This window comes from Sphingomonas sp. GW821-FHT10C01 (genome assembly GCF_059415525.1).
In genome coordinates, this window is the sequence record NZ_JBWKNK010000004.1 from 70286 (window position 1) to 97194 (window position 26909).

At 64.7% G+C, this 26909-nt stretch carries 22 protein-coding genes; 8 read left to right on the forward strand and 14 right to left on the reverse strand.

The annotated features are described in order from the left end of the window. Positions 1–43: 43 nt before the first annotated feature. From AC07M1_RS16040 to AC07M1_RS16060, 5 genes are all read left to right on the forward strand, one after another. Positions 44–1624 carry a sulfotransferase family protein gene (locus AC07M1_RS16040; RefSeq protein WP_495163631.1) on the forward strand — a complete coding sequence of 527 codons (1581 nt, stop codon included), beginning with the start codon at positions 44–46 and terminating at the stop codon, positions 1622–1624. A 126-nt stretch (positions 1625–1750) separates the two neighbouring features. Next, complete coding sequence (locus AC07M1_RS16045; protein WP_495163632.1) at positions 1751–4243, forward strand: TonB-dependent receptor; 2493 nt, start codon at positions 1751–1753, stop codon at positions 4241–4243. Positions 4244–4404: 161 nt separating this feature from the next. Further along, positions 4405–5196, forward strand: a complete 792-nt coding sequence (fdhD, locus tag AC07M1_RS16050) for a formate dehydrogenase accessory sulfurtransferase FdhD (RefSeq protein ID WP_495163633.1) — start codon at positions 4405–4407, stop codon at positions 5194–5196. After that, entirely contained in the window at positions 5193–5723 is a 531-nt protein-coding gene (gene mobA, locus AC07M1_RS16055; RefSeq protein ID WP_495163634.1) for a molybdenum cofactor guanylyltransferase, read from the forward strand. Before fdhD ends, mobA begins: the two co-directional genes overlap by 4 nt. A 127-nt stretch (positions 5724–5850) precedes the next feature. After that, positions 5851–8118, forward strand: a complete 2268-nt coding sequence (locus AC07M1_RS16060) for an FdhF/YdeP family oxidoreductase (protein WP_495163635.1) — start codon at positions 5851–5853, stop codon at positions 8116–8118. A 78-nt stretch (positions 8119–8196) separates the two neighbouring features. On the opposite strand, the gene AC07M1_RS16065 is transcribed toward AC07M1_RS16060, so the two are convergent. The 9 genes from AC07M1_RS16065 to AC07M1_RS16105 are packed head-to-tail and all read right to left on the reverse strand — an operon-like array spanning position 8197 to position 16899. After that, entirely contained in the window at positions 8197–9879 is a 1683-nt protein-coding gene (locus AC07M1_RS16065; RefSeq protein ID WP_495163636.1) for a GMC family oxidoreductase, read from the reverse strand. Between the two features lie 20 nt (positions 9880–9899). Beyond that, positions 9900–10727: a sugar phosphate isomerase/epimerase family protein gene (locus AC07M1_RS16070; RefSeq protein WP_495163637.1), complete on the reverse strand. Its 828-nt coding sequence runs from the start codon at positions 10725–10727 to the stop codon at positions 9900–9902. Continuing rightward, positions 10724–11293, reverse strand: a complete 570-nt coding sequence (locus AC07M1_RS16075) for a gluconate 2-dehydrogenase subunit 3 family protein (protein WP_495163638.1) — start codon at positions 11291–11293, stop codon at positions 10724–10726. The genes AC07M1_RS16070 and AC07M1_RS16075 overlap by 4 nt, the downstream gene beginning before the upstream one ends. Beyond that, entirely contained in the window at positions 11290–12105 is an 816-nt protein-coding gene (locus AC07M1_RS16080; RefSeq protein WP_495163639.1) for a 3-keto-disaccharide hydrolase, read from the reverse strand. The genes AC07M1_RS16075 and AC07M1_RS16080 overlap by 4 nt, the downstream gene beginning before the upstream one ends. Further along, positions 12102–13025, reverse strand: a complete 924-nt coding sequence (locus tag AC07M1_RS16085) for a hydroxypyruvate isomerase family protein (protein WP_495163640.1) — start codon at positions 13023–13025, stop codon at positions 12102–12104. The genes AC07M1_RS16080 and AC07M1_RS16085 overlap by 4 nt, the downstream gene beginning before the upstream one ends. Next, positions 13025–13408 carry a c-type cytochrome gene (locus AC07M1_RS16090; protein WP_495163641.1) on the reverse strand — a complete coding sequence of 128 codons (384 nt, stop codon included), beginning with the start codon at positions 13406–13408 and terminating at the stop codon, positions 13025–13027. Before AC07M1_RS16090 ends, AC07M1_RS16085 begins: the two co-directional genes overlap by 1 nt. 43 nt (positions 13409–13451) lie before the next feature. Next, positions 13452–14600 carry a Gfo/Idh/MocA family protein gene (locus AC07M1_RS16095; protein ID WP_495163642.1) on the reverse strand — a complete coding sequence of 383 codons (1149 nt, stop codon included), beginning with the start codon at positions 14598–14600 and terminating at the stop codon, positions 13452–13454. A 2-nt stretch (positions 14601–14602) separates the two neighbouring features. Further along, positions 14603–15652 (reverse strand): sugar phosphate isomerase/epimerase family protein, encoded by a 1050-nt coding sequence (locus AC07M1_RS16100; RefSeq protein ID WP_495163643.1) that lies wholly within the window; start codon positions 15650–15652, stop codon positions 14603–14605. Then, positions 15649–16899, reverse strand: a complete 1251-nt coding sequence (locus AC07M1_RS16105; protein WP_495163644.1) for an MFS transporter — start codon at positions 16897–16899, stop codon at positions 15649–15651. Before AC07M1_RS16105 ends, AC07M1_RS16100 begins: the two co-directional genes overlap by 4 nt. A gap of 124 nt (positions 16900–17023) precedes the next feature. Here AC07M1_RS16105 and AC07M1_RS16110 point away from each other — a divergent pair, with 124 nt between their 5' ends. After that, on the forward strand, positions 17024–18025 hold the full coding sequence (locus tag AC07M1_RS16110) for a LacI family DNA-binding transcriptional regulator (RefSeq protein WP_495163645.1): 1002 nt from the start codon (positions 17024–17026) through the stop codon (positions 18023–18025). On the opposite strand, the gene AC07M1_RS16115 is transcribed toward AC07M1_RS16110, so the two are convergent. From AC07M1_RS16115 to AC07M1_RS16125, 3 genes are all read right to left on the reverse strand, one after another. After that, complete coding sequence (locus AC07M1_RS16115) at positions 18015–19424, reverse strand: amidohydrolase family protein (protein ID WP_495163646.1); 1410 nt, start codon at positions 19422–19424, stop codon at positions 18015–18017. The genes AC07M1_RS16110 and AC07M1_RS16115 overlap by 11 nt on opposite strands. 167 nt (positions 19425–19591) lie before the next feature. Next, a complete protein-coding gene (locus AC07M1_RS16120; protein WP_495163896.1) occupies positions 19592–20854 on the reverse strand; it encodes an aminotransferase class V-fold PLP-dependent enzyme in 1263 nt (420 codons plus the stop codon). 11 nt (positions 20855–20865) lie between these two features. Further along, a complete protein-coding gene (locus AC07M1_RS16125; protein WP_495163647.1) occupies positions 20866–23250 on the reverse strand; it encodes a TonB-dependent receptor plug domain-containing protein in 2385 nt (794 codons plus the stop codon). 542 nt (positions 23251–23792) lie between these two features. On the opposite strand from AC07M1_RS16125, the gene AC07M1_RS16130 reads away from it, so the two are divergent. Further along, positions 23793–24200, forward strand: a complete 408-nt coding sequence (locus AC07M1_RS16130; protein ID WP_495163648.1) for an alpha/beta hydrolase-fold protein — start codon at positions 23793–23795, stop codon at positions 24198–24200. 94 nt (positions 24201–24294) lie between these two features. Continuing rightward, positions 24295–25335 carry a rod shape-determining protein gene (locus tag AC07M1_RS16135; protein WP_495163897.1) on the forward strand — a complete coding sequence of 347 codons (1041 nt, stop codon included), beginning with the start codon at positions 24295–24297 and terminating at the stop codon, positions 25333–25335. 173 nt (positions 25336–25508) lie between these two features. Here the strand turns inward: AC07M1_RS16135 and AC07M1_RS16140 are convergent, their stop codons facing one another. Beyond that, the gene (locus AC07M1_RS16140; protein ID WP_495163649.1) at positions 25509–26321 is read right to left on the reverse strand and encodes a COG4705 family protein; all 813 of its coding nucleotides are present in this window, start codon (positions 26319–26321) and stop codon (positions 25509–25511) included. A 182-nt stretch (positions 26322–26503) separates the two neighbouring features. After that, entirely contained in the window at positions 26504–26815 is a 312-nt protein-coding gene (locus AC07M1_RS16145) for a hypothetical protein (RefSeq protein ID WP_495163650.1), read from the reverse strand. Positions 26816–26909 lie beyond the last annotated feature (94 nt).

A 26909-nucleotide genomic window follows, 5' to 3' on the forward strand; every position in this document is an offset into this window, starting at 1 on the left:
GAGGGTGCTTGATCGCCGCGCGGCCGCATGATCATCATGCGGCATGGCTGCGACGCGCTTTCCACCCGACCTCATGGACGCGGCGTTGGCGCTGCATGACAATCGCCTCTCGGAGGCCGAGCGCGGCCTGAAAGCCTATCTAAAGCGCGACCCGTTCGATGCGCATGCAATCCGCATGCTCGCCGAACTGGCGGGGCGGATCGGGCGGCTGAAAGATGCCGAAACGCTGCTGCGCCGGGCGGTCGAGCTTGCACCCGGTTTCACCGCGGCGCGCGCCAACCTTGCCCTGGTCCTCTATCGCCAGAATCGCGCGGAAGAGGCGCTGGCCGAACTCGACGCGCTGATCGATGCGGAGCCCGATCATCCCGGCCACGCGAACCTCAAGGCCGCCGCGCTCGGCCGGCTTGGCGCGTTCGAGGAAGCGATCACGCTGTATGAGCGCGTGCTGGCGGAAGCGCCGGAACAGCCCAAGCTGTGGATGAGCTATGGCCATATGCTCAAGACCGTGGGGCGCCAGGCCGATGGCATCGCCGCCTATCGCCGTGCGCTCGCGCTGCGGCCGGAACTGGGTGAGGCATGGTGGAGCCTCGCGAACCTCAAGACGGTGCGGTTCGCCGATGCCGACATCGCGAAGATGGAAGCCGCGCGCGCGGCGCTGGAGCTGGGCGAAGAGGATCGATTCCACCTCGATTTCGCCCTGGGCAAGGCGTTCGAGGATCGCGGAGAGGCCGGTCGCGCGTTCGGCCATTATGCTGCCGGCAACGCGCTGCGCCGGACGCAGCTTGTCTATGACGCGGACGAAACCGAACGCTTCGTGGATGACTGTATCGCGCTTGCCACACCGGAGTTCTTCGCTGAGCGGGCGGGTTGGGGTTCAGATGCGCGCGACCCGATCTTCATCCTGGGAATGCCGCGCGCGGGCTCAACCCTGGTCGAGCAGATTCTGGCCAGCCACAGCGCGATCGAGGGCACGACCGAGCTTCCCGATCTGCCCGCGCTGGCGCGGCGCATCCCCGACTATCCGCACGGTCTTGCCGGATTGACCGCGGCGCAAGCACGCGAACTGGGCGAGGAATATCTGCGCCGCACCGCCGTCCAGCGCCGCAGCGACCGGCCGTTCTTCATCGACAAGCTGCCCAACAACTGGGCGCATGTCGTGCTGATCCGCCTGATCCTGACCAACGCCGTGATCATCGACGCCCGCCGCGAACCGCGCGCCTGCTGCTTCTCCAACTTCAAGCAGCACTTCGCCCGCGGTCAGGCGTTCAGCTATGCGCTCGACGATATGGGGCGCTATTATCGCGATTATGCCCGGCTGATGGTACATCTCGACCGCGTTCAGCCCGGCCGCGTCCACCGCGTGATCCATGAGGCGCTGGTGGCAGACACCGAGCGGGAAGTCCGCCAGCTGCTCGATGCCTGTGGTGTCGCGTTCGAACCGGCCTGCCTTGCCTTTCACGAGACCGAACGCGCAGTGCGCACCGCGAGCTCGGAACAGGTGCGCCAGCCTATCTTCACCGGCGGCGACCGCGCCTGGCGACCGTTCGCCCCGCATCTCGCCCCGCTCATCGCCGCGCTCGGCGATCTGGTCGACCGCTATCCGGATGTGTCCGACGCGAAGTAACGTTGCAGAAACATCACTGTCATCGAAGATTGTGAACGTCCCGTTTCGCGATGATTGACGTTTGTTGCGCTGAACCACAGTCTCTCGAGACATAAATATATTCAGGGGGCCGCAGTGATCATTTCAATGCGTAGTGCCGTGATTTCGGGGTTGCTCGCGTCGACGGCCCTGACCCTCCCCACCGCCGCCCAGGCGCAGCAGGGCGAGCAAACCAGAACCTCCGACCTGCCGTCCGACCAGGACGAGATCGTCGTCACCGCCCAGAAGCGCGATGAGAACATCCAGTCGGTTCCGATCAGCATCCAGGCGATCGGCACGCGCAAGCTCGATCAGCTCAACATCTCGAACTTCAACGAATATACCCAGCTTCTGCCCTCGGTCGCGTTCCAGACCTCTCAGCCGGGTTCGACCACCGTCTATATGCGCGGCGTCGCGTCGGGCGGCGACGGCAACCATTCGGGCTCGCTCCCCTCGGTCGGCAGCTATCTCGACGAACAGCCGGTGACGACGATCGGCGGCACGCTGGACGTCCATATCTACGACATCGCGCGGATCGAGAGTCTCGCCGGTCCCCAGGGCACGCTCTATGGTGCGTCGAGCCAGGCAGGCACGATCCGCATCATCACCAACAAGCCCGACACGGCCGGGTTCGATGGCCGGGTCGATGCCGAGGTGAACACCGTCAAGGATGGCGGGCAAGGCGGCAAGATCGAGGGGATGATCAACGCCCCGCTGTCCGGCAATATGGCGTTGCGCGTCGTCGGCTTCTATCAGCGTGACGCCGGCTATATCGACAACGTTGCGGGCACGCGCAGCTTCCTGCCGACCCCGGGTGGGATCACCGTCAACAACAACGCGTTCGTCAAGGAAAACTACAACGAGACCGACACCTGGGGTGGCCGCGCCGCGCTCAAGATCGATCTCGACGACAATTGGACGGTTACGCCGACCGTGCTGTACCAGGAGATGCGCGCGCACGGCACCTATGGCTACGATCCGCGCGTCGGCGACCTCAAGGTCCAGCATTTCTACCCCGAATATCGCCGCGACCGCTTCATCCAGGGCGCGCTGACGATCGAGGGCAAGGTCGGCAACTGGGACGTCACCTATGCCGGGGCCTATCTCGACCGAAAGACCTATGCCTCGAACGACTACACCGACTATTCCGAGGCCTACGACAATCTCTATGCCTCGGTCGGCGGACTGGCCGGTTATTTCTACTATCAGGATAATGCGGGCAACACGATCGACCCGCGCCAGGTCGTCATCGGCAGCGATCACTTCAAGAAGACAAGCCAGGAACTGCGCGTCGCCTCGCCGTCGAGCGATCGCTTCCGCGTGGTCGCCGGCCTGTTCTATCAGCGCCAGTCCAACCTGATCCATCAGGACTATCGGATCCCCGGGCTGGGCTCTGCCGTCTCGGTCAACGGGTCGCCGGGCACGCTGTGGCTGACGCAGCAGCACCGCGTCGACAAGGATTATGCGATGTTCGGAGAGGCAAGCTTCGACCTGACGTCGAAGCTGACCTTCACCGCGGGCGCGCGTGGCTATATCTACGACAACTCACTGATCGGCTTCTTCGGCTTCGGCCGAAATCCGGGCATCGATCCGGCGGACGGGCGACCCTATACGGCGTCGCCATTCAATGCCGCGGGCAGTTCACGCACCGGCGTCGCCAGCTGCTACCTGGCGGACGGGCGGACGCTGCGTGACGCCTATCTCGACGGCAGCCCCACCAACACGCTGCTGCCGGCAATGGTCGCGGGCGGGCCGTGCACTAACCTTGCGACCTTCACCAACGGCAAGCTCATTCCGAAGAAGACCGAGGGGCAGGGCGTCACCTATCGCCTCAATCTGACCTGGAAGCCGAAGGACGGGCTGCTTTTCTATGCCGCCGCCTCCAGCGGTTTCCGTCCCGGCGGCATCAACCGGCGCGGCGATGTGGCGCCCTATTCGGCGGACAAGCTCTACAATTACGAGCTCGGGTGGAAGACGACATTGGTCGATGGCCTGCGCTTCAACGGCGCGGTCTATATGCAGGACTGGAGCGCCTTCCAATTCTCGTTCCTCGGCCCGAACAGCTTCACGATCATCCAGAACGGACCTGATGCGCGCATCTATGGCGTGGAGATGGACGCGAACGCCTCGTTCGGCGGGCTGAACCTGACCGTGTCGGGTTCATTTACCGATGCCAAGACGCGGCAGGACCTGTGCGCGACACAGATCTGTAGCGGCACCGGCACCGACGTGCTGGCACCCAAGGGCACACGCCTGCCGGTCACGCCGCGCTTCAAGCTCACCGGCACCGCACGCTATTCGACCATGATGGGGTCGGGACGCGGCTATGTGCAGGGGCTGATCGCCTATCAAAGCTCGGCATCGTCGGACATCCGCGTCGCCAAGGCTGCGGCGCTCGGGCGGCTCGAATCCTATGCCACGGGCAATCTCGCCATCGGCTATGAATTCTCCGACTATAGTATTGAGCTGTTCGCCCAGAATATCTGGGACGAACGTGGCCAGATCACCCGCTTCCAGCAGTGCGGCGCGTGCGATCAGCGCCCGTACATCGTCCCGATCACGCCGCGAACGTTGGGCATAAGGGCAGGTGCGAAGTTCTAGGTAGCGCACCGGCTTCCATAGCTTCTTGGCACGGGGCCTGACGAGGGGGCGCTTTCGGGTATCAGGTGACCGACTCCAAATGACTGCGACTGGGGTGCGCTGCAGTCAGAAGGCTTTGGGCATGTTATGCACTTGAGCGTCGGCATCGGGGCCGGCGTTCCATGGCCGAGGACTGCGTTCTGACTCTCTCAGTCGATCATTCGTTTACACGGTTGACGAGCGACGGCCATGCGTCCCCGGTCGAGCGAGCTTTGGCAGCCGAGGTGCCGGTCGCGCTGGAGTTCAACGGAATCGGCTACGCGGTGCTGATGGCAACGCCCGCCGAGCTGATCGACCTGGTCTACGGTTTCGCGCTGGGCGAGCGCTTGATCGATCAAGGCTCCGACATTCTGGATGCGGATGCACAGGCGATACCGGCGGGATGGATCGTCCGCGCCATACTGGCGCCGCGCGTCGCGGATCGCATCTACAACCGGGTGCGGCACCGAGCCACCGATAGTGCGTGCGGCCTGTGCGGCGTCGAGAATCTGGAACAGGCGCTACGGCCGCTTCCGCGCGTGCCGCCCTGGACCGGCGAACCGGCGGTGGCCTTCGCCGCGGCGGCGGCATTGGCCGAGCGACAACCGCTTGGCCGTGCCACGCGCGCGGTCCACGGCGCGGCTAGGTGCGCGCCCGACGGCACGATCCTTGAGGTTCGAGAGGATGTCGGCCGTCACAACGCCTTCGACAAGCTCATCGGCGCGATGCTGCGGGCCGGAGAGAGTTGGCACGGTGGCTTCGCGCTGCTGTCGTCGCGCTGCTCGTATGAACTGGTGGAGAAGGCGGCGCTATCCGGCTGTCCGATGTTGGCGACGATTTCCGCGCCGACCGACCTCGCCGTGCGGCGCGCCCGGGAAGCCGGCTTGGCGCTGCAAGTGGTCGTACGCGCCGATGCGCTGCTGTCGGCGCGATGACCGGCAAGCTGCTTGGCGCCGTTATCGCCGGCGGTCGGTCGAGCCGGTTCGGTTCGGACAAGGCGCTCGCGCCGATCGACGGGCGGCCGATGATCGAGCATGTCGTTACGGCGCTGCGGCCGTGGGTCGATGACCTGGCGATCTGCGGACGAGGATATGGCGAAAATCCATTCTTGCCGGACTATCCGAAAGAGGGGCTTGGGCCGCTCGCCGGAGTCAATGCGGCACTGCACTACGCCGCAGCCAATGGTTTCGGGGCAGTCATCACAATGCCTTGCGACACACCGCGGGTACACCCGGAAGTCTTTGCCGCGCTTCGCCGCCAAACCGGGCCTGCATGTCTGTCCGACTGCCCCGTTATCGGCGTCTGGCCTGTCACCCTGGCAGAAGGCTTGAACAGCTTCGTCGTGACCGACCCGCGCCGCTCGGTGCGCGGTTGGGCACGTCTGATAGGCGCTGTCGAACTGCCGATCACCGCGCCGGTCAACATCAACTATGTAACCGACAGCGCCCTGCTGGATGATTGACCTGGTATAGCCAGACGTCGCCGAGGCCACCGACAGGATTGGCGCCGCCACATCCCTTTCCGCGGACACTGGAGTTGTCGAACGCCGTCGTCGATGCGACAATCGCCGGGTCGCCAGGAGGTATCCCATGTCGTCCAAGACGCCCGAATATCGTGCCTATACGCACCCCGCCGGCGGCTGGGGGGCGGCGGGGGCGACGGCGAAGGTTCTGATGGAGCAGAGCGTCGTGACCAAGGGGTCACGGGCGCTGTTGTCGATGAACCAGCCTGGCGGCTTCAAATGCCCCAGCTGTGCGTTTCCCGATGCCGATTGTCGCAAGACGCTGGAGTTCTGTGAGAATGGCGCCAAGGCGCTGGCGCATGAGGCAACCAAGTTCCGGGTGAGTCGCGACTTCTTCGCGCAGCACAGCGTCACATGGCTGGGCGAACAGTCGGATTACTGGCTGGAGATGCAGGGACGGCTGACCGAGCCGATGCGCTACGACGCGGCGAGCGACCGGTATGTCCCGGTCAGCTGGGACGATGCCTTCGCGCTGATCGGGCGCCATCTGCGTGCCCTCGACAGCCCGCACCAGGCCGAATTCTATACCTCGGGCCGGACACCGAACGAGGCGGCGTTCCTCTATTCGATCTTCGTGCGAGAGTTCGGGACGAACAACTTTCCGGACTGTTCGAACATGTGCCACGAGCCGACCAGCCGTGGGCTGCCCGCGTCGATCGGCGTCGGCAAGGGCACGGTGGTGATGTCCGATTTCGAGCATACCGAGGCCTTGTTCATCATCGGCCAGAACACCGGCACCAATTCGCCGCGGATGATGACCAATCTGGTCGAAGCGCGGAAGCGTGGCGTGCCGATCGTCGTCGTCAATCCGATGCCGGAACGCGCGCTCATCAAGTTCACCGAGCCGCAGGACGTGGTGCAAATGGCGACGTTCGGATCGACACCGATCGCGAGCGAGTTCGTCCACATCAAGATCGGCGGCGACATCGCGCTGTTCAAGGGCATGATGAAGGTGATCTTCGAACGCGAAGCCGCGGGCGAGGTGGCGATCGACCGCGCGTTCGTCGATGCGCATACTGCCGGCCTCGAGGCGCTGCGCGAGGACATCCTCGCGACGGAATGGGCCGAACTCGAGCGGGTGTCGGGCATTGCCGAGGCGCAGATACGACGCTGCGCCGAAATCTACATCCGCTCGAACGCGACGATGATCTGCTACGGCATGGGGCTGACCCAGCAACAGCAGGGATCGAAGCTGCTTCAGCAGCTGTGCAACCTCCTGCTTCTGAAAGGCAATTTCGGCAAACCCGGCGCCGGCATCGCGCCTATCCGCGGCCATTCGAACGTGCAGGGTGACCGCACCGTCGGGATCGATGAGAAGCCGAAAGCGGATTATCTCGATCGCGTTCGCGAGGTGTTCGGTTTCGATCCGCCGCGCGAGCACGGGCATCACACCGTTGAATCCGTCGCGGCCATGATGAACGGCAGCGCGAAGGTGTTCATCGGCATGGGCGGCAATTTCGTGCGCGCGGTGCCGGACACCGAGCGTTCCTATGCGGCGATGCGCAAGCTCAGCCTGACCGTCGGCATCGCGACCAAGCTCAACCGCGGCCATCTCGTCCACGGCAAGGAGGCGCTGATTCTGCCCGTCGTCGCCCGCTCGGAACGGGTGGAGACTGCGCTCGGCGAGCAGTTCGTCACGATCGAGGATGCGATGTCCAACGTCACCGCATCGCGCGGGGTGCTGACCCCGGCCAGCCCGGATTGCCGCCCTGAAACCGAGATCGTCTGTCGCATGGCGATGGCGACGCTGCCCGACAGCAAGGTCGACTGGGCACGCTACATCGACGACTATGATGCGATCCGCGACAAGATCGCCGCAGTCTATCCCGATATCTACAGCGACTTCTCGGAACGTATCAAGGATCCGCGCGGCTTCCATCTCGACGTCGCGCCGCGGCGGCTGGTCTGGCCGACGCCGAACGGCAAGGCCAATTTCATCGTTTTCGAGGGGCTGGACATCAACCCGCCAGTGGCGGATCCGGCAATGCTGCGGCTGGCGACGGTGCGCTCCCACGACCAGTTCAATACGACGATCTACAGTTATTCCGATCGCTATCGCGGGGTCTATAACGACCGCATGGTTGTCTTCATGAATGCCGAGGATCGGGCCGATCGCGGGATCGCAGCGGGAGCAAAGATCACGCTGGAGACGATCAGCGACGATGGCGTGCAGCGCCGCGTGGAGGGTTTGACCGTGCTCGACTATGCGATGTCGCGCGGCGCGGTGGCGGGTTATTATCCCGAACTCAATCCGCTGCTGCCGCTGGACTATTACGACCGGATCAGCGGGACGCCGGCGGCCAAATCGATTCCGGTCAGGGTGATCGCAGCCTGATACGCCGCGTTGCCGGCGAGCGACGGGGGGCGGGCAGGCGATAGACGCGCTTCCGCCAGTGTGCGGCGACATCGATGTTCATGTCGTGGCATTCCGCAGCGCCTTTACTGCATGATCCGCCGCGCGGACGGTGAGCGCCATGAAGGTGAGCGAAGGGTTCACGCACGACACCGACGCCATCTGTGCGCCGTCGGTCACGTATAGGTTCGAGGCATCGTGCGCCTGACTCCAGCTGTTGAGGACCGAACCGCGCGGATCGGCGCCCATGCGTGCGCCACCCATTTCGTGGATCGCGTCACCGGGTACATGTTCGCCTTCCCAGCTACTGACATTGCCCAGACCTGCTGCCTTGAGCATCGCCTCGCCCTGCGTCCTGGCGTCGGTCATCATGCGCAGCTCATTCTCGCGAAAACGGATGTCGAAGCGCATCAGCGGAACCCCGAAACGATCGACCTTGTCCGCATGCAGCGAAACCGAGTTGTCACGATAGGGAAGGCATTCGCCGAACGCGCTGATGTGGAACTTCCACGGCGCGTATTTGCGCATGCCATGCTTCATCGACGCGCCGAACCCGACCGGGGGCGCGACATCGCGATGCGCGCCGCCCTGATAGCCGTAGCCACGCTTGAAGCCGAGATTCTCGTCAGCACCGATGTTGCGGAAACGCGGGATGTAGATGCCGCCCGGGCGCCGGCCATATTCGATATACTCGCTCATCCCGGGGATCTCGCCCTCGATTCCGACGCGGAAGATATGGTCCATCACATATTTGCCGAGCGTTCCGTTTGAATCGAAATGGCTGCGCCCGCTGCCCTCGGCGCGTGAGTTCATCAGGATCTGGGTCGAGGCCATCGCTGACGCGCACAGAAACACCAGATCGGCGTTGACCACTTCGGCCTGGCGCGTCTTCGCATCGATGAAGCGTACGCCGGTCACGCGCTTCCTCACCGGATCATATTCAAGATTGGTGACGACCGCGTCCGACCGCAGCGTCAGCCGCCCGGTCGCACGCGCCGCCGGCAACGTCACCGCCTGGGTCGAGAAATAGGCGCCAAACGAGCAGCCATTGCCGCACTGATTGCGCATCTGGCATTTGGTCCGGCTCTGCTCGGGCTTGTCCTCGGTCAGGTTCGACAGGCGCGCGTTGATCAGCTTGCGCCCCGGGAACTGTGCCTCGAGCTGCTGCTTGACCCATTTCTCCGCGATGTTCATCGGCATCGGCGGCTGGAACTCGCTGTCCGGGAGCTGCGCCAGATTCTCGCGCGAGCCGGACACGCCGATATACTTCTCGACCTTGCTGTACCACGGCGCGATATCGTCATAGCGGATCGGCCAGTCGCCATCGATGCCGTCGCGCTTGTTCGCCTCGAAGTCCTCGGCGCTCCAGCGAAAGGTCCAGCGTCCCCAGATCAGCGACTTGCCGCCGACCGCGCCGGGCCGGATCCAGAAGAACTTGCTGCCCTCGCCATAGGCATAGGGATTGAGCCGGTCGTCATTGTAGAATTTCCGATTGCTGGGCGAGACATAGCCGTTCTTGGCGATGAAATAGTCGCTCTCGATCAGCGGCTTGGGCATCATGTTGCGTGCCGGGACCTCATAGGCCGGCTTGCCGTCATAGGGATAATCCTCGCCATGCTCGACCATCACGCCACGATCGAGCATCAGCACGCGCAGGCCTTTCTCGGTCAGCTCCTTCGCCGCGAAGCCGCCGCTGATGCCGGAGCCGATGACGATCGCGTCAAACCTGTTGGTCGAAGCCATAACCTTACTCTCCTGTCCGGTCAGAAGCGCAGTGCGCTCAGCGTCTGGAAACTCGTGGTGACGTCGGGAAGATAGGGCGCGGGCGCCTGGTCGTTCTCGACATAGAAATGGCGGACCCCAGCGCTGCCCTTGCGTTTGAACAAGGCAGCGAAATCGATCGTGCCCGCGCCCACCGCGACCATGCCGCCATCGGCACGCATGTCCTTGACGTGATAGCCATAGAGCCGGCGCGACAGACGATCGATCAGCGCCCCGGCATCCTCGCCGGCCTTGACCGCCCAGAACAGGTCGAGTTCGATCTTCACGAGCGCCGGGTCGGTTTCCTTGAGCAGCTGGTCGAACAGGCTGACGCCGCCCGGCTTCAGCGTGAACTCGAAATCGTGATTGTGATAGGCGAAGCCGAGCCCGGCCTTCTTGAGCGCTGCGGCGAAGCGGCTGAAGTTCGGCAGTGCCGCTCGCCACGCCGGTCCGGTACGATGCTCATCGGTCATGTACGGCAGGACGATCGTGTCGGCGCCGAGCGTGTTGGCCAGGGTCACCTGCCGGTCGAACTGCCCCAGCAGCGCGTCATAGCCGACATGGATCGACGGCGCCTTCAGGCCCAGCCGGTCGAGCGTCCCGCGCAGCATCGCGGCGTCCATGGCGTCATATCCGCCGCCGCCGAACTCGACCTCGCGATAGCCGATCGCCGCAACCTGCTCGAGCGTCTTCACCGGATCCTTCGCGAACAGCTCGCGCAGCGTGTAGAGTTGGAGGCCGATCGCCCGGCGCTGGGCAGCGGCGGCGGGGAAACAGGCAAGGGCGGCGGCGCCCGCAGCGCCCGCGAGCAAATTTCTGCGTGCGATCATGCCGAATACACCTTGTTGACCTGAGAGTAGAGAAATTCGCCGTTATATTCGCCCGGCACCGGGAGATATTCGCGCTCCTGCGTCATCCCGATTTCCGACGTGTAGTAGCCGGCGATAACGAGCTGCCGGAACGGCTCGAAGAAGGCGTCTGCGCCGGGCAGCTGCTTGTTCATCGCCAGCGTCAGCAGCGCGTCCTGCTGCTCCGGCGTTGCCTTGGCTGTCGGCACACCATGGTCGCGCGTGCTGCGCGCCTCGATCGCATCAAGCCCGGCGATGATCGGCACGCGATCGCCCGGCAGCGCCCAATCGGCCAGCATCTTCTCGATGAAGTCTGGCACCCCTGCGGCAATCGCGCCCGGGGTGTCGGTGGTCGGGATGACGCGGTCGCTCAGCGCGGACATTGCCGCGCGCTGTACGGGCGTGAAGACCTGAACGCTCGGCGGTCCTTCGGAAATGACGGGGATATCGGTCCCGCGCGGCGCGCCGGCCGCGCGCGCGAGCGGCGCGAACAGCGATGCGCCGAACATGGCCGTGACACCCGCCAGAGCGGTTCTGCGATTGATCATTTGGCCTCTCCGGGCAGATCATGGTCGACGGCGGCTTCGGGCAGCGGACGCACCCAGATGTTACGGAACGACACCGGCGATCCGTGGTCCTGCAGCTGCAGCGGTGCAGCGTCGGGATGCGCCTGATAGGCTGCGACCTTGCGCCACACTGTGGTGCCGAGCAGCGCCTGGCGGTTCTGCACCAGCACGCCGTTCAGGAACGCCGTGACATAGGCCGGCCGCAACAGCTTGCCGTCCGCCGCGAAGCGGGGCCGTTCGAACACGATGTCGTAGCTTTGCCACTCGCCGGGCTTGCGCGCGGCGTTGACCAGCGGTGGCTTCCAGCCATAGGCGGCGCCGACCGTGCCGTCGGCATAGGTCGGGTTCCGATAGCCATCGAGGATCTGGACCTCGTAGCGCTGCATGAACCAGACGCCGCTATTGCCGCGATCCTGCGAGCTATCCTTGGGCGGGTTGGGCGTGCGGAATTCGAGATGGAGCTGGACGTCGCCGAAGCTCTGGCGCGAAACGAGGTTGTTGTCGCCCCCACCGGCCGGGCGCGGTGGCACCGTGATCGTGCCATCGGCGACAGTCCATGGCGCCAGCTGGCCTTGCCACGCATCCGCGGACAGGACGATCGCGTCGGAGGGCGCGCCGCCCGGGGCCGTCGCCGGCGTCACCGCCACCGGTGCCGGGCGGTCCGCATCATGGACGCGCCATTTACCGTCGGGCAGCATCGGCGTGTCCCTGAATCCCGGCTTGTCCTGCGCGGATGCGCTCGTAACCGCGATCCACGCGGCCATCACGCAACCGGCCCTGCGCATACGCGTCATGCCTCTCCTCCTTGTCGATCGATGCTGCGGTAAGCGGCGATCAGCCGGTCTTCGCCGGCGCGGCCCGCTATCGAATTGCCATGCTCCATGCCGATGACCCCGGCATAGTTCCTTGCGCGGAGCCAGCGGACGATCGTCGCATAGTTGATCTCGCCGGTGCCCGGCTCCTTGCGGCCGGGATTGTCACCGAACTGGAGATAGGCGATTTCGGGCCAGCAGGTTTCGAGCGCCGGGATCAGATTCCCGGACTGGATCTGCTCATGATAGAGATCGGCGAGGATCTTGGCGGCTGGGCTGTCGACGCCGCGAGCCACGGCATAGCCCTGCGCGATCGTCTGCATGTACACGCCTGGGTGGTTGGTGCGCGTGTTGAGCGGCTCCATCACCAGGGTCAGCTTGTGCGGCACCATGATGTCGCCGGCGCGGCGCATGACGTCGATCACTCGCGCGGTCTGGATATCGACCGGCACGCGCGGATCGAGGAATCCCGTCACCACCGTCATCTGCGTCGCATTGAGCCGCTTCGCGACATCCACCGCATTGCGGATATCGGAGAGAAAGCCGTCACGCTCGGCGTCGTCATTGCCGCCGAGCAGAGGCCGCGACTGGCTCCATTTCGGCATGCTCGCAACGAACACGCCCATGCGCATGCCGCGCCGCGCGAGCGCCTTTGCCATTTGTTCCTGCTCGGCAACCGGGCGGCCGGCCGCCTCATTGTCTTCCCACGCCCGGAAGCCCTGATCGGCGGCGAAGGCGATCTGTTCGATCCGCCCACCACGGCTCGCGAAGCTGCCTTCGTGGGGTGCATAGGCGAGCGAGAAATAGGCCGCGTTGGATGCGGAATCGCGCGCACCCGCCAGCGCGGCGAGGGGCAGGGCGGCCCCTCCCGCTAGCAAGCTGCGGCGCGCGATCGGCGGCATCACTTCGCGCTCTCGGCCTTCAGATAGGCGATGATCGCAGCACGCTTTACCGGATCGGGCGTGCCGATCGGCATCCGCGTTCCGGGAACCTTCTTCGACGGGCTAGCAAGGAACGCGTCGAGCGTCTTCTCGTCCCATCTAAGCTTCGCCCCCTTGAGCGCCGCGGAGTAACTCACACCCGGCACCGAGGCGGCGGGTTTTCCGATGATCCCGTAGAGATTGGGGCCGAGTCCGTTCTTACCGCCCTTGTTGGTCGTGTGGCAGGCGCGGCACGCGGCAAAGGCCGCCGGCGCCGTACTGGTCTGCGCAAAGCTGGGCACAAGCGCCGCGCCAAATGCCGCCAGCGCTACCGCTCCCGTTGCCACACCCGCTACCAACTTCATCTCGTCTCTCCCAATCTCTTCTCTCGTTCGGTGACGGCCTGAGTCATCCACCTCCGATCGCGGTCCACTTCTCATCCGATGCCGCATTTGCGGCGACCGTCTCGACGAAGCGCATCGTGCGCAGCCCATCGACAAGGCCCGGGAACCAGCACTGCGTGCCAGCGTCACCATCCCGAACGGCAGCCGCGAAGGCTTGGTAGATGTTGGCGAAGGCCTCGAGATAGCCTTCCGGATGCCCCGCAGGCGTTCGCGTGAGCGCAAGGGTAGCAGGGTCGAGGCCGGGACCGCCCGTCCTCACGATTTCCGCTGGTCGATCGAGCCAGCGCAGGATCAGCGTGTTCGGCTCCATCTGGGACCATTCGAGCCCGCCCAGCTCGCCATGGATGCGTAGCTTCAGCCCATTCTCCTCGCCCGCCGCGACCTGGCTGGCTTTGAGTACGCCACGCGCACCGCCTTCGAAGCGCAGCAGCGCGCTCACGTCATCGTCCAGCAACCGCCCCGGCACATGCGCCGTCAGGTCCGCACAGACCGCCTCCGTCCGTAGACCGGAAACATGCTCGACAAGCTGGAACGCGTGCGTTCCAATATCGCCCAGACAGCCGCCGATCCCTGCACGAGCGGGGTCGGTGCGCCATTCTGCCTGCTTCTGTCCGTCCTGGTCGATCGGCCGGCTGAGCCAGCCTTGCAGATACTCCGCCTGCACCAGCCGGATCGCGCCGAAATCGCCGCGCGCGACACGGATGCGTGCCTCCTCGATCAGCGGGTAACCGGCATAGGTGAAGGCCAGCGCGAACCGCCGTCCGCTCGCCTCCACCGCGCGCGCGATCGCTTCAGCCTCGGCGACGCTCATCGCCATCGGCTTTTCGCACAGTACGTGAAAGCCCGCGTCGAGCGCGGCGATCGCAACCGGGGCATGGAGGTGGTTTGGCGTGACGATCGCAATCGCATCGGCCCGCTCTTCGGGCGGCAGCGCACGCTCGCGCTCCACCAACTGCTCGAACGTCGCATAGACGCGCTGCGGATCGAGCCCGAGTGCCTCACCGGTCCGTGCGTTGCGTCCGGCATCGGTGCTGAAGGCGCCCGCCGTCATCCGCCATTCGCCATCGATCGCGGCGGCCATGCGGTGAACGGCACCGATGAACGCGCCTTCGCCGCCGCCCACCATGCCGAGCCGAAGCGACTGCCGCGCCATCCTCAGAGCCCCAGCAGCTTGCGGATCGCGTTCCGGTCCGCGCCACTTGCCGCGAAATCGTCGAACGGCCGCTCGGTCAGGCGAATGATGTGATCGCGGATGAAGGGAGCGCCTTCGCGCGCGCCATCTTCGGGATGCTTGAGCGCGCACTCCCATTCGAGCACGGCCCAGCCGGTATAGCCGTACTGCGCGAGCTTGCTGAAGATGCCGACGAAATCGACCTGCCCGTCGCCGAGCGAGCGGAAGCGGCCGGCGCGGTCGACCCAGCTTTCGTAGCCGCCATAGACGCCGGTACGCCCGGTCGGGTTGAACTCGGCATCCTTCACATGGAAGCACGAGATGCGGTCGTGATAGCGATCGATGAAATCGAGATAGTCGAGCTGCTGAAGCACATAGTGCGACGGGTCGAACAGGATGCGTGCGCGGGGATGGTTGTTCACCGCAGCGAGGAAGCGTTCCCAGGTCGCGCCGTCGAAGATGTCCTCGCCCGGATGGATCTCGAACGCGCAGTCGACCCCCGCCTCCTCGAACACATCGAGGATCGGCACCCAGCGGCGCGCGAGCTCGGCAAAGGCTTCCTCGATCAGTCCGGCCGGCCGTTGCGGCCAAGGATAGACATAGGGCCAGGCGAGCGCGCCGGAGAAGGTCGCATGCGCGTTAAGCCCGAGATTGGCGCTTGCCTTCGCAGCCAGCTTGACCTGCTCGACCGCCCAGGCCTGACGCTCGGCGGGCTTGCCGTGCAGCTCGGCCGGGGCGAAGCCGTCGAACAGCTGGTCATAGGCCGGATGCACCGCGACCAGCTGGCCCTGAAGGTGCGTCGAAAGCTCGGTCGGCTCTACGCCATGGCTCGCGAGCCGGCCGCGCAGGTCGTCGCAATAGCCCTTGCTGGCCGCGGCCAGCTTGAGATCGATCAGCCGAGGATCGCAGGGGATCTGGACTCCCTTGTAACCAAGACCGCCAGCCCATGTGGCGAGGCCGTCCAGCGTGTCGAACGGGGCGGTGTCACCCAAGAACTGGGCGAGGAAGATCGCGGGGCCCTTCATCGCGGTCATGCGGCGGTTCCCTTCCTGCTGTCGTCGCGGAAGAGGAGCTGGAACAGCACCGTGATGACTGCGGCGGCGATCGCGGGATACCACCACATCTGCTGCCAGTCGGTGATTGTCGGCACCGCGGGCAGCTGGGCATAGAGCAGTCCGCCGATCTGCGAGCCGAGCAGCATGCCGACGCCATAGGTGAACAGGGTAAGCATCCCCTGCGCCTGTGCATTTACGCCCTTGGGCGTGGCGATGGTGCCGGTGTAGATCGCCCCGGCGACGAAGAAGAAGTCGTAGCAGACCCCGTGCAGCGCCACGCCGAGATAGACCGCCCAGAGCGAGCCATCGCCGTCGCCGATCGCGAACAGGGCGTAGCGCAGCGCCCACGCCGCCATGCCCACCAGCAGCAGCGGCTTCACCCCGAAGCGGCGATAGAGCCACGGCATCGAGAACATGAACGCCAGTTCCGACATCTGCCCGATTGCAAGCGTGCCGCTGACGTTGGTGGTACCGGTCGCGCCGATATAGGGCGAGGCATAGGCGTAATACATGGCGAGCGGGATCGAGATCAAAGTCGCGCAGATCACGAAGATCAGATAGGAGCGCTGCCGCATCAGGCCGAACGCCTCGACGCACAGCACCTGGCGCACGAGGCTTTCGTCGCTCGGCGCATCCGGCTCGATCGCCGGAAGCGTCAGGCTGTAGATGCCGAGCGCGATCGACACGACTGCCGCGACGCGGAAGATCTCGGGGCTTGCCGACAGCGCCGCCCAGCCGATGATCAGGCCGGCGACGATCCAGCCGAGCGTGCCGAAGGCGCGGACGAAGGGGAAGCGATCGTCGCGCTCGCCCAGGCTCTTGAGCGCGATCGTGTTCGCGAGGCCAACGGTCGGCATGTAGAGGATCATGTAGCCGAACAGCACCCAGACGAAGGTGCCACCCGTCTCCGGCGTCAGCAGCGCCGGGAGCGCGAGCAGGATCGCCCCGCCGAGGAGGTGGAGGATTACCATCAGCGCCTTGGGACTGAAATAGCGCGTCGCGGCCATGCCGAGCAGGAACGAGCCGGCGATCGAGGCGATCGGGCCGACCGAAAAGGCATTGCCGATCAGCGCGCCGATCCCGACGGTCTGCATGACCAGACCCAGCGTGACCGCCCATGCGCCCCAGACGAAGAACTGCATGAACATGAGCGCGCTGAGCCGCGCCATGAGCATTCCCGAAACCGGATGCGAAGTGCCATCCAGCACCCCATTGGCCGTGGCCATGCGATCCCCTCCCGTCGATGTTGTTCGTTCTTTTCGCGACTCAGGCTAAGCAGGTCGAAGATTGATGTAAAGGATTACATCGAATTTTGTCGACAGGCTGCATGGCAGGCGACATGAAGCCTTGATGCCGACAATTATCGACGTTGCCGCGGTCGCGGGCGTCTCCACTGCCACGGTTTCGCGCGTATTGAGCCAGCCCGAGCGTGTGGCGGAAGCCACCCGCAAACGCGTGCTCGAGGCCGTTCAATCGCTGGGCTATGCGCCGAATGTCGCTGCGCGGACGCTGCGCACCTTGCGTGCTGCCAAGATCCTGCTGACGGTACCCGACATCTCCAACCCGTTCTTCGCCAGCATCATTCGTGGCGCTGAGGAAGCCGCGCGCGATGCGGGCTATGCGGTCGTGGTCGGCGACACCCGTCACGACCCTCAGGTCGAGGATCAATATGCGGAAATGCTCTCGCGTCGCGAGGTGGATGGGCTCATCTTTCTCGGGCACCGCTTGCCGGGTAATCTGAGCTCGCTCCTGTCCCGGCCAGGCGTCGCGGCGCCGGTCGTGAACGGCTGCGAATACAGCCCCGACCTAGGCGTACCCAGCGTGCATATCGACAATGCCGCGGCGAGCGGCGATGCGGTCGAGCATCTGATCGGCCTTGGCCATCGCGATATCGGCATCATCACCGGCCCGCTCATCAGCCCGATCAGTCGCGATCGCCTTTCGGGCGCGATGGAGATCGCGGACCGGCACGGGCTGAAGGATCGTCTGCAGGTCCGGAACGGCGACTATTCTGCGGAGCTGGCTTTCGAGCTGGCTGGCGATCTGCTCAAGCGGAAAGTCACCGCGATTTTCTGCTTCAGCGACGAGATGGCGATGGGTGCGATCAGCGCGATCGGTGCGGCCGGTCTGACCTGCCCCGGGCATGTTTCGGTTGTCGGCTTCGACGATCTTCCCACCGCCCGCTTCTTCCAGCCCGCGCTCACCACGATCGCCCAGCCCAAGGGCCTGATTGGCCAAAGGACGGTCGAATTGCTGGTCGAGATCCTGCGCGATCCGGAAAGCCCGATCCGGCAGATCACGCTGCCCCATGAACTCGTCGTCCGCGACAGCACCCGCGCGGTCACTTCCTAGCTGCGGCGATCGACTCGAGACGGGCCTGAATCTCGCTTTCGGGGAGCCAGCGGCCGCGTACCATCACGCCGGCACGGCGCTCGACATTGGCCAGCTTCTCAAGCGGATTGGCGGTCAACAGGATCAGATCCGCGCGTTGTCCCGGTGCGATCGTGCCGAAGCCTGCCTTCAGCCCGAAATAGCGAGCAGCCTCGCGCGTGCCGGTCGCGAGCACCTGATAGGGCGTCAGCCCCGCCGCCTGCATCATCCGCATCTCGTGGTGGATCGAAAATCCGGGCACGTTGAAGAATTGCGGTGCATCCGATCCCAGCGCGATGGGCGCGCCCGCGGCATGAAGGTCGCGCACCAGGCGGCGCCGCAGCTCGACCAGCCGCCGCGCCGAATCCGGCTGGAAATCGGGACGCGCACCGAAATCGCGTTTTGCCTTTACCCATCCGTCCAGCACGCGCTTGGGCATGTAGCGCATTTCCGGCCTGGCGATCATCGTCTCGGGCGTTTCGGCCGAAGCCAGATGCTCGACCAGGCTCAGCGTCGGGACGTTCCAGCTGCCTACCGTGATCGTGCGCCGCACGGCATCGGGGATACGGCGTTCATCGACGAACTGCACCCAACCGCTGCCGAAGAAGCCGGCCGGGCGGCCGGCGGTGTCGGTCCCCTCCGGAACCAGGAATTCCACATAGCGGTCGAGATGATCGATCGAGGTCTGGCGAGTTCCAAGCGCATCGGTGAGCCGGACTCCCTCGGGAATATGCCCGCCGAACGGCATCCCGATTGCGTTCGCGCCCTCCGCCATCGCGAAATAGGCGTCCCGCGGTACACTGCCGATCTTGATCAGGTCATATCCCGCCGCGCGATAATCGCGCACTGCCTGCCGCGCGTTGTCGGGCGTCCCGGCAACCGCGATGCTCAGCCAGGGACTCGCCGTATAAAGCCTCGGGCCAAGTGGCTCACCCTTGGCGATGCGGTCGCGCAGGGCGAGGTGCGACGCATTCCCAGCCATGTTGCGGACGGTCGTGACACCATTCGCGACATAGAGGAACAGCATGGCGTCTCGATAGGCTGGATCCTCCGGGCCGGGTACATGGCCATGCATTTCGGCCAGGCCGGGCATCAGCCACCGCCCCTTGCCCTCGATCCGGCGAGCATCTGACGGAATGCGTGCGGCAGCCGCCGGAGCCACCGACACGATCCGCCCATCTTGCACGACGACCGTCTGGTTCGCGAGCACATGCTGACGGTCCATCGGCACGACATTGACACCGACAAAAGCGATCGTCCCGTCGGACGGCTTCGTGTCCGAGGCCGTCCCTCTGGCCGCCACGAATGCCGCCGCGACTAGGAATGCCAACGCGAGAATAACCAGCGGAACACGCGTATCGAGCGAGGCGAAGCGTGGCATGGGAACGCGTTCCTTTCAGCGGGATCGGTTCGCGATCCGCTACGAAAGCCTATCACCCGAAGCCCGGCCTGTCAGTCCTACCGCCGCCTCGATTGAAACGTTGCCGGTGGTTCTCATGGGCAAGCAGTGCAGAACCACCGCACCAGCGTACAGCGATCGAGCATTCATCAACGCCCGGCTGACCCGTGCTCCTCTGCCAGCGCTCGTGCCAGGGCGTCCATGTCTTCCAGGCTATTGAACAGCGCTGGTGTCACGCGCACGCATGCGCCTTTCGCCGGTCCATCGCGATGTACGGTGAAGATACGGTGGCGCTCGAGCAGGCTCGCAGCGAGAGCCACATTGTCTTTGACCCCGGTCAAGCCGCGCAGGCGGAAGGACGTGATCCCACCATGTAGCTCCGGATCGTCGGGCGTCAGCACCTCGATTCCAGCCAGGGGACGAACCGCGGCCACCCAGCGGTCACGCAACATCCGAAGCCTGGCAGCGCGGCGAGCTCGGCCGATTGCCTGCTGAAATCCCAGCGCGGCGGGCACGGTGAGCAGCGCGGCGAAATCGCTGGTCCCTGGATGCACCCGTGCCATGACCGTCTCCGGGCCGTCCGCCGGCTCGGCGGGGTCGCGGTCGATCCGCGCCAGCGCGGACTTGCGAATATGGATCGCACCAACGCCGAGCGGCGCGCCTAGCCATTTGTGGCAATTGATGCCGACGAAATCGCAATCGAGGTCAGCCAGATTCATGTCGAGCTGGCCCCAGCTATGTGCGGCGTCGACGATCGCGTCGATCCCGCGTGCGCGTGCCATCGCGGCAATCTCGCGCACCGGCAATACCAGCCCCGTACGATGGCTGAGATGCGTCAGCAGGACCAGCCGCAGGCGCGGGTTCGCCGCGAATGCCGCGGCATAGGCATCGATCAGGGTCTGCCGTGTCGCCGGCTCGGGCAGAGCGATGCGGACGACCGAAACACCGCGCCGCGCCCGCAATGACGCCATGCAATCCTGCATGCTGTCATAGTCGAGATCGGCGTAGAGGACCGCGTCGCCAGGCTGAAGCCGGTTATAGCCCAGGATCAGCGCCTTGAGCGCCTCGGTTGCGTTGCGGGTGAAGGCGATCTCGTCCGCCGGCACCCCCAGTTCGGCCGCCAGCGCATCGCGTACTGCCATCGCATCGGCGCCAAAGCGACGGCGGGTGTAGTAGCTGGTGTCGCGATTCACCCGTGCCAGCTGCTCTTTGTACACCTCGAGCACCGGCCGGGCCATCATGCCCCAATTGCCGTTCTCGAGCTGGATCACGTCGCGCGTCACGTCATATTGGGCGGCAATGCCGCGCCAATAGGCCGCGTCGTCGGTGGCGCTGGCGAGGGCCGCCGGAGCTGCCTGAGTGGCCGCCGGCAGGGCGGCGATTCCGGTCAGCAGCGTCCGGCGGTTCATGATGCTTCCCTTCGTCAGAAATTCACGCCCAGCCGGACATAATACTGGCCGCCGTCGGTGTCATAGGGGGCATTGCGCGAATAGATGAGTCCGCGCACTGCTTGGTTGGTCGCCTCGTCTGGAAAGGTGTTGAACACATTCTCCGCGCCGGCGCGCAGGGTGAAATGCTCGTCGAAGCGATAGGCGACCGCGACATCGAACAGCGCGATGCCGCCGAAGCGCTGGAACAGCTCGCCGGTCGCATTGCCGCTGACATCGGTCCACGCGCCGTAATAGCGGCCCCGCAGCAGCAGCGAGAAGCCGCTGACCTCATAGCCGAGCGATGCTGTGCCGTTGTTTTGCGGCAGCCGCTCTTCGAACACACGGCGCTGCGTCTCATTGGGGATCGCGGCGCTGGTGCCGCTGCGGACCTTGGTGTTGTTGTAGTTATAGGCAAGCGTCGCGGTTGCGCGGCCCGGACCCAGGTTGCGCGCATAGTTCAGCACCACGTCGACGCCGCGGGTGCGTGTGTCGAAGTCGTTGGTGAAATAGCTCACCGAGGTGAAGCGCTGCGGATTGGGGAAGCTCGCCGGCACCGCAAAGGTGCGCGACTGGCTGAAGCGGTCGTCGACATCGATCTGGTAGAGATCGATGCTGCCACTGAAGCCGATATCGGTCTGGAAGGTCAGCCCGGCGGTCAGCGTCTTCGAGGTTTCGGGCGTCAGCGGCTTGGCGCCGAGCGCGGTCGCCAGTGGGTCGCTTGGTGACAACCGGCCCTGGTTGAAGATCTGCAGCGTGACGGTGTCCAGGCCCTGCGTGGTCTGGATGCTGTTGAGTTGCCCCGGGGTCGGCGCGCGGAACCCCGTCGACCAGGTCGCGCGTGCCGCGATGCCCTCAACCGGTTCGATGCGTGCCGACAGCTTGTAGTTGAAGGTATCGCCGAACGCCGAGAAATCCTCGTAGCGCCCCGCCGCGCCGAGCGTCAGCATCTCCACCGGACGCCATTCGAGATCGACATAGCCGGCATAACTGGTCTGATCCCAGCTACCGGCCGCCGCGCTGCTGAAGCCGGGGAAGCCGTTCGAGCTGGGGGCAAGGCCCGTCGCCGCGCCCGGCCCGATCGCGTAGGAGGCCGGATCGCCCGCGCCGACCTTGTACGTTTCGCGGCGGCGTTCGGCACCGAACGCGATGTTGAGCGGTTCGGCCCCGCCCACCGGCAGGCGATAGACGAAGTCGGCGTTGATGTTGAACTCGCGCTGTTCCAGTCGGCCGATATAGAAGCTGGTCGGGCTCAGCGGCCCCATCGACGCGTTGAGGCTCTCGCGCATGGTGTAGTCGATGCGGCTGCGGCCATAGCCGACGCTGAGATCGTAACTGAACGCGTCGCTCAGCTCACCGCGAACGCCCGAATTGACCTGAACATCGCTGTATTCGGTGCCGAAACGCGGGGTGAATCCCGCAGGGTAGAGCGTGCGGAAGGAGAAGCCGGGAAACGCGCCGCTGGGATTGTAGACGTTCGCGGTTCCCGCGGGATTGCGCCAGTTGAAATCGGTCACGCCTTCGCCCGACTGCGCGGTGACGAAGGTGTAGAGCGTGGCTTGGTCGGCGACCTCATAGCGTGCGTCGACAGATCCGCGAATCCGCTCCTCGTCAGGCTGACCCCAGCGCTGTACCGGATTGGGCACCTTGATCGTGGGATTGGCGTTCTGGAAGGCGATCGCGTCGGGGCGCTGGCGCGTGCGCGAGGTTGCCTCGGACTTGTCGTACTGGCCGGTGAAGACGATGCTCCCACGCTCGCCCAATGCGATGCCGCCGCGCACGCCGCCCTGATACTCGTTGCCGTCGCCCTCGAAATACTGGGAAAACTGACCGAAGACTTCCATCCCCGGCTTGTCCTCGAGGATGATGTTGATCACCCCCGCGATGGCGTCCGACCCATATTGCGCCGAAGCGCCGTCGCGCAGCACCTCGATCCGCTTGATCGCCAGCGAAGGGATGCTCGCCAGGTCAGGGGACTGCGCGCCGCGCGTACCGAGCAGCGCCGAGCGGTGATAGCGCTTGCCGTTGAGGAGCACGAGCGTCTGGTCCGGAGACAGCCCGCGCAGCGTGGCCGGGCGTACGAACGCGAGGCCGTCGGCGGCGGGCAGGCGCTGGACGTTGAACGAAGGCAGCAGCTGGGCGATCGTGTCGGAGAGGTCCCCGGACACGCTGGAGCGCACCGCATCGCCCGAGAGCACATCGACCGGCGCGAGCGTGTCGAACTGGGTGCGCGAACGCTCGCGGGTGCCGGTCACGACGACGACGCTGTCGTCCGTGCCGGCATCGGCCCCGGCGTCGGCGGCGACAGCCAGGGTCTGCGCCGTGGCGGGCGCGCAAGCGAAGGTGAGCGCGGCGAGCACGCTGGTAGCGGTGAGCTTCATACTGTCCCCAAGATGGCCCGGCGTCAGGACGCGCCGGCTTGGGAGGGGCGGCTAGCCCTCGCTTTCTTCATTTTGATGACGGGACGGCGACAGTTCGGAGATACCGCCAGGATGTTGATGCGGGGCTGGGACTGTGAAGGATGTCGGACAAGGCCTTACCCCACGCTTCCCTTCCTGCTTCTTCTCGCCGATGCACAGCCGGCGCCCTCAATGTGGGCGGCCCTCCCTCAATGCGAAACGGCCGCGGCTTCCGTGCCAAGCCCGTGCACCGTGCCACATGGTCTGGCCAAAGCGAACGCCGCTCGTCGGCTGGGAACGCGCGAGCATATATGGTGCATCAACGCCGATCGGTTGACGATGGTCGCCAGGCCGACGACCGAGCCCTGGGGTCTGCTGTGCTGTTCGCTTCAAACCGGGCGCAACCCATTCCGAACAGCGGGCTTGCCGCTGTGACGGTCCGAGTGCCGCGCCTAAACGAGCTGTTCTGAAGATCGGCACCACGCCAGCTGGTACGCAGGAATCCGAGACTTACCGAGGCCCGGATGCAGGGCCGTCGCCTGACCATCTACGTGTCCGCCGGACCACCGCGCGGTGCGAAGCTCCCGGTATTCTATCTCGGTGACGGTGCATCCCGCGACTTCGCGTCAATCGCCGCTGCTGCCGTGCGGGATGGCCGCGCCCGTCCAGCCTTCCTGGTTGGAATCGACGCCGCTCCGAAAAAGAAGGACTGCACCGGGGTGGGTTGCTACCGGCGCGCTCCGGAATATTTGGCGGACCTCGGCGGCACAGGGCCGGATAGCCCCTATATTAGGCTTCAACGCTTCCCGGTCGAAGAGGTCTTGCCATACATTGAAGCAAATTACCCAGTCTCGCATCGGCGAAGCGACCGCGTTATCGGCGGTCTTTCGAATGGTCGCCCTAGCGGCTCGGATAGCCGCGAAGCTGCTTGACTGGCCTCCGTTGCAAGCCCACGCGCAGGGTTTCACGCGATCGCTGCCGCTTGCTTATCCGCAAGCCGCTATCGATGCCAATTGATTGAACTTGATGCGGCTTCCTCGCTTTCTAACCAGCGCTTCCTACGATCTCGCAATCGATCTCGGCACGGTAAACACGGTTGTCTATCTGCGAAATCGGGGAATCGTTCTTAATGAGCCCTCGGTGGTTGCACTTGAGACGCACAACGGAATCTCTCGAGTCCGCGCGATCGGTGCGGAGGCAAAGCTGATGCTGGGCAAAACGCCTGATAATGTCAGTACAATCCGTCCGATGCGCGACGGAGTGATCGCGGACATCGACGTCGCGGAGCAGATGATCAAGTACTTCATCGGTAAGGCGGGGGGATCGCGAAAGCTCGCTCGCGGTCCGGAAATCGCCATCAGCATCCCCAGCAGCGCCACGCAGGTGGAGCGACGTGCTATTCAACAGGCCGCTTCGAACGCAGGTGCCCGTAAGGTGTATCTGATCGAGGAATCCATGGCCGCGGCGATCGGCGCCGGCCTGCGCGTTATCGAACCGCAGGGCGCCATGGTCGTGGACATCGGGGGCGGAACCACAGAAGTCGCGGTCCTTTCCCTGCGAGGGCTTGCATATAGCGCATCGGTGCGCGTCGGCGGAGATCGTATGGACGACGCCATAGCTTCGGGTATTCGGCGTAGGCACAATCTGATGATCGGCGAAGCCACGGCCGAGAGGATCAAGGTCGAGATCGGTACCGCCCGGATGCCGGCCGATGGCGTCGGCGCGGTGATGAAGGTCAGAGGGCGCGATCTGGTCAAGGGCATGCCTGCGGAGGTCGAGGTGAGCCAGGGCGAGATCGCCCAGTGCCTTGCCGACCTGACTGCGCAGATCGTGCAGGCGACGCTGTCTGCTCTCGAGAAGACCGAACCCGAACTGGCTTCCGATATCTATGATCAGGGAATTGTGATGACGGGAGGTGGCAGCCTGCTCGCGCAGCTGGACGAGGTCCTCTCCGATGCAACGGGTTTGCCGGTCATCGTAGCTGAGAATGCCTTGATGTGCGTAGCAAATGGGGCAGGGCGTGCTTTGGAAGATCCGGAATATCGTGGCGTGATGTCGGACGCCTAGGCCAGGATGCCCAGGTCCTGCGGCGCAAGCGAATGCCGTTCGACCTGGCAGCTAACCAGTCGCGGCTGTTTTGCGCCCTCATTCCGGTCGTTCGAACGACCGGCGGGCGATCCTGAGATTGGTCATTCGTTCAGGTGACGATCGAACTGCCGCTATTGGATGAGGAGCGGACATCAGGAAGGTCTTTCACTTGCACGATTTGGATGTGTTCCTGCTCCCTGAGGAACGAGTAGAATGAGGAAAGCGATCGCTGCCGCTAGGATGGCGGTAGCGAGCGGCCTGCTAAGGTCGAGACCGCCCTTCGCCACTGGCTTGTCGAGGAAGTCACCGACCGTCGCGCCGAGCGGCCGGGTGAGGATGAACGCGGCCCAGAATAGCAACACGCGCGATGCATTTGTGAAGTAGTAAAGCGCAGCGAGAACCGCCAGCGCGGCACCGAATAGCACGGCCGCTCCCGAGTAACCAAGCTTGCCGTCGGCAACCCAATCTCCCAGCGCGGTACCGAGTGTCTGCGAGAAGGTGATCGTGATCCAATAGAAGGTCTCTGCCCGCGCGGTTTCGATGCGGTTCACATCCACCGTTCCAAGTGTGCGGTGCCAATTGAAGAGCGAGATCAGAACCAGGCTGAACAGCAGCAGCGATCCACCCGGATAACCCAGGCCGATTGAGCGGGTCGCAAAATCGGCGAGTGTCGTGCCTGCTGTCGTCGAAGCGATGATCGTAGCCCAATACAGCCACGGATTGAAGCGCCGGGCTCTTATCTGAAGCCAGGCAAGCAAAAGCAGGAGAATGCCGAATATAGCGGTACCAACAAGATAACCGTTCAGGCCATTATCGCCAGCGCTCGATGTCGTTTCTCCCAGCCAAGTCATGCTGACAGCGTCACCGCCAGTTTCACCAAGCGTGGTAGCTAGGATTTTAATCGCCCAGAAGGTGAGAGTCACGGCGGGCACCTTACTCAGCAGGTCGGTCACACGGCCATTCATTTGGCGGCTCCATGGTAGCGACGACCGGCTCGCAATGGCGTTTGCGCGGAAGGCGCCCTTGTGGCGCCATACCTCCCAGTTTCGGTCTCTTCCGTTGCGAAAGGCCGGTATCGAACCGACCAGTTCCGGGGAAGATCGGAACTGGTCGGGCGAGTGCTGAACCGGAATGAACGTCTGTTGGTTCAGCTCTTGCAGGCCTGCTTGTTCTTGTTGCCGGCTAGGCTGCAATTGTAGGTGACCTGCTTGCCGTTGCGCAGCGTCGCCTTGGCGAGGTGCGTGTTCGACCGCGCCGGGGTTGCGGTCCGCGGCTTTGTGGGCGTCGCCGCAGCCGCCCGTACCGGCGTCGTTGCGGCCGGCTTTGCCACCATGCGGGCAGCCGGCTTTGCAGCGGCAGTGGTGGTCGCCGGGTGCTGCTGCGTGGCCGCGAAGGCCGGCGCGCCGATCATCATCGTGGATGCGAGGCCGAGCGCGATAAGGGTGCGAAAGCGTGCCATGTTTCTTACTCCATTGATCCGCCCGCTGGGGCGGATGATGCGGACCGAGGTCCAGGGCGGGAGCTGAAGGGGGAGGCAACCCCCGCCATGGATG

Bases quoted from the DNA above. Each gene is read 5' to 3' on its own strand.
- AC07M1_RS16040 (WP_495163631.1), top strand. From the start codon at position 44: ATGGCTGCGACGCGCTTTCCACCCGACCTCATGGACGCGGCGTTGGCG.
- AC07M1_RS16045 (WP_495163632.1), top strand. From the start codon at position 1,751: ATGCGTAGTGCCGTGATTTCGGGGTTGCTCGCGTCGACGGCCCTGACC.
- fdhD (WP_495163633.1), top strand. From the start codon at position 4,405: ATGGCCGAGGACTGCGTTCTGACTCTCTCAGTCGATCATTCGTTTACA.
- mobA (WP_495163634.1), top strand. From the start codon at position 5,193: ATGACCGGCAAGCTGCTTGGCGCCGTTATCGCCGGCGGTCGGTCGAGC.
- AC07M1_RS16060 (WP_495163635.1), top strand. From the start codon at position 5,851: ATGTCGTCCAAGACGCCCGAATATCGTGCCTATACGCACCCCGCCGGC.
- AC07M1_RS16065 (WP_495163636.1), bottom strand. From the start codon at position 9,879: ATGGCTTCGACCAACAGGTTTGACGCGATCGTCATCGGCTCCGGCATC.
- AC07M1_RS16070 (WP_495163637.1), bottom strand. From the start codon at position 10,727: ATGATCGCACGCAGAAATTTGCTCGCGGGCGCTGCGGGCGCCGCCGCC.
- AC07M1_RS16075 (WP_495163638.1), bottom strand. From the start codon at position 11,293: ATGATCAATCGCAGAACCGCTCTGGCGGGTGTCACGGCCATGTTCGGC.
- AC07M1_RS16080 (WP_495163639.1), bottom strand. From the start codon at position 12,105: ATGACGCGTATGCGCAGGGCCGGTTGCGTGATGGCCGCGTGGATCGCG.
- AC07M1_RS16085 (WP_495163640.1), bottom strand. From the start codon at position 13,025: ATGCCGCCGATCGCGCGCCGCAGCTTGCTAGCGGGAGGGGCCGCCCTG.
- AC07M1_RS16090 (WP_495163641.1), bottom strand. From the start codon at position 13,408: ATGAAGTTGGTAGCGGGTGTGGCAACGGGAGCGGTAGCGCTGGCGGCA.
- AC07M1_RS16095 (WP_495163642.1), bottom strand. From the start codon at position 14,600: ATGGCGCGGCAGTCGCTTCGGCTCGGCATGGTGGGCGGCGGCGAAGGC.
- AC07M1_RS16100 (WP_495163643.1), bottom strand. From the start codon at position 15,652: ATGACCGCGATGAAGGGCCCCGCGATCTTCCTCGCCCAGTTCTTGGGT.
- AC07M1_RS16105 (WP_495163644.1), bottom strand. From the start codon at position 16,899: ATGGCCACGGCCAATGGGGTGCTGGATGGCACTTCGCATCCGGTTTCG.
- AC07M1_RS16110 (WP_495163645.1), top strand. From the start codon at position 17,024: ATGCCGACAATTATCGACGTTGCCGCGGTCGCGGGCGTCTCCACTGCC.
- AC07M1_RS16115 (WP_495163646.1), bottom strand. From the start codon at position 19,424: ATGCCACGCTTCGCCTCGCTCGATACGCGTGTTCCGCTGGTTATTCTC.
- AC07M1_RS16125 (WP_495163647.1), bottom strand. From the start codon at position 23,250: ATGAAGCTCACCGCTACCAGCGTGCTCGCCGCGCTCACCTTCGCTTGC.
- AC07M1_RS16130 (WP_495163648.1), top strand. From the start codon at position 23,793: ATGCAGGGCCGTCGCCTGACCATCTACGTGTCCGCCGGACCACCGCGC.
- AC07M1_RS16135 (WP_495163897.1), top strand. From the start codon at position 24,295: ATGCGGCTTCCTCGCTTTCTAACCAGCGCTTCCTACGATCTCGCAATC.
- AC07M1_RS16140 (WP_495163649.1), bottom strand. From the start codon at position 26,321: ATGAATGGCCGTGTGACCGACCTGCTGAGTAAGGTGCCCGCCGTGACT.
- AC07M1_RS16145 (WP_495163650.1), bottom strand. From the start codon at position 26,815: ATGGCACGCTTTCGCACCCTTATCGCGCTCGGCCTCGCATCCACGATG.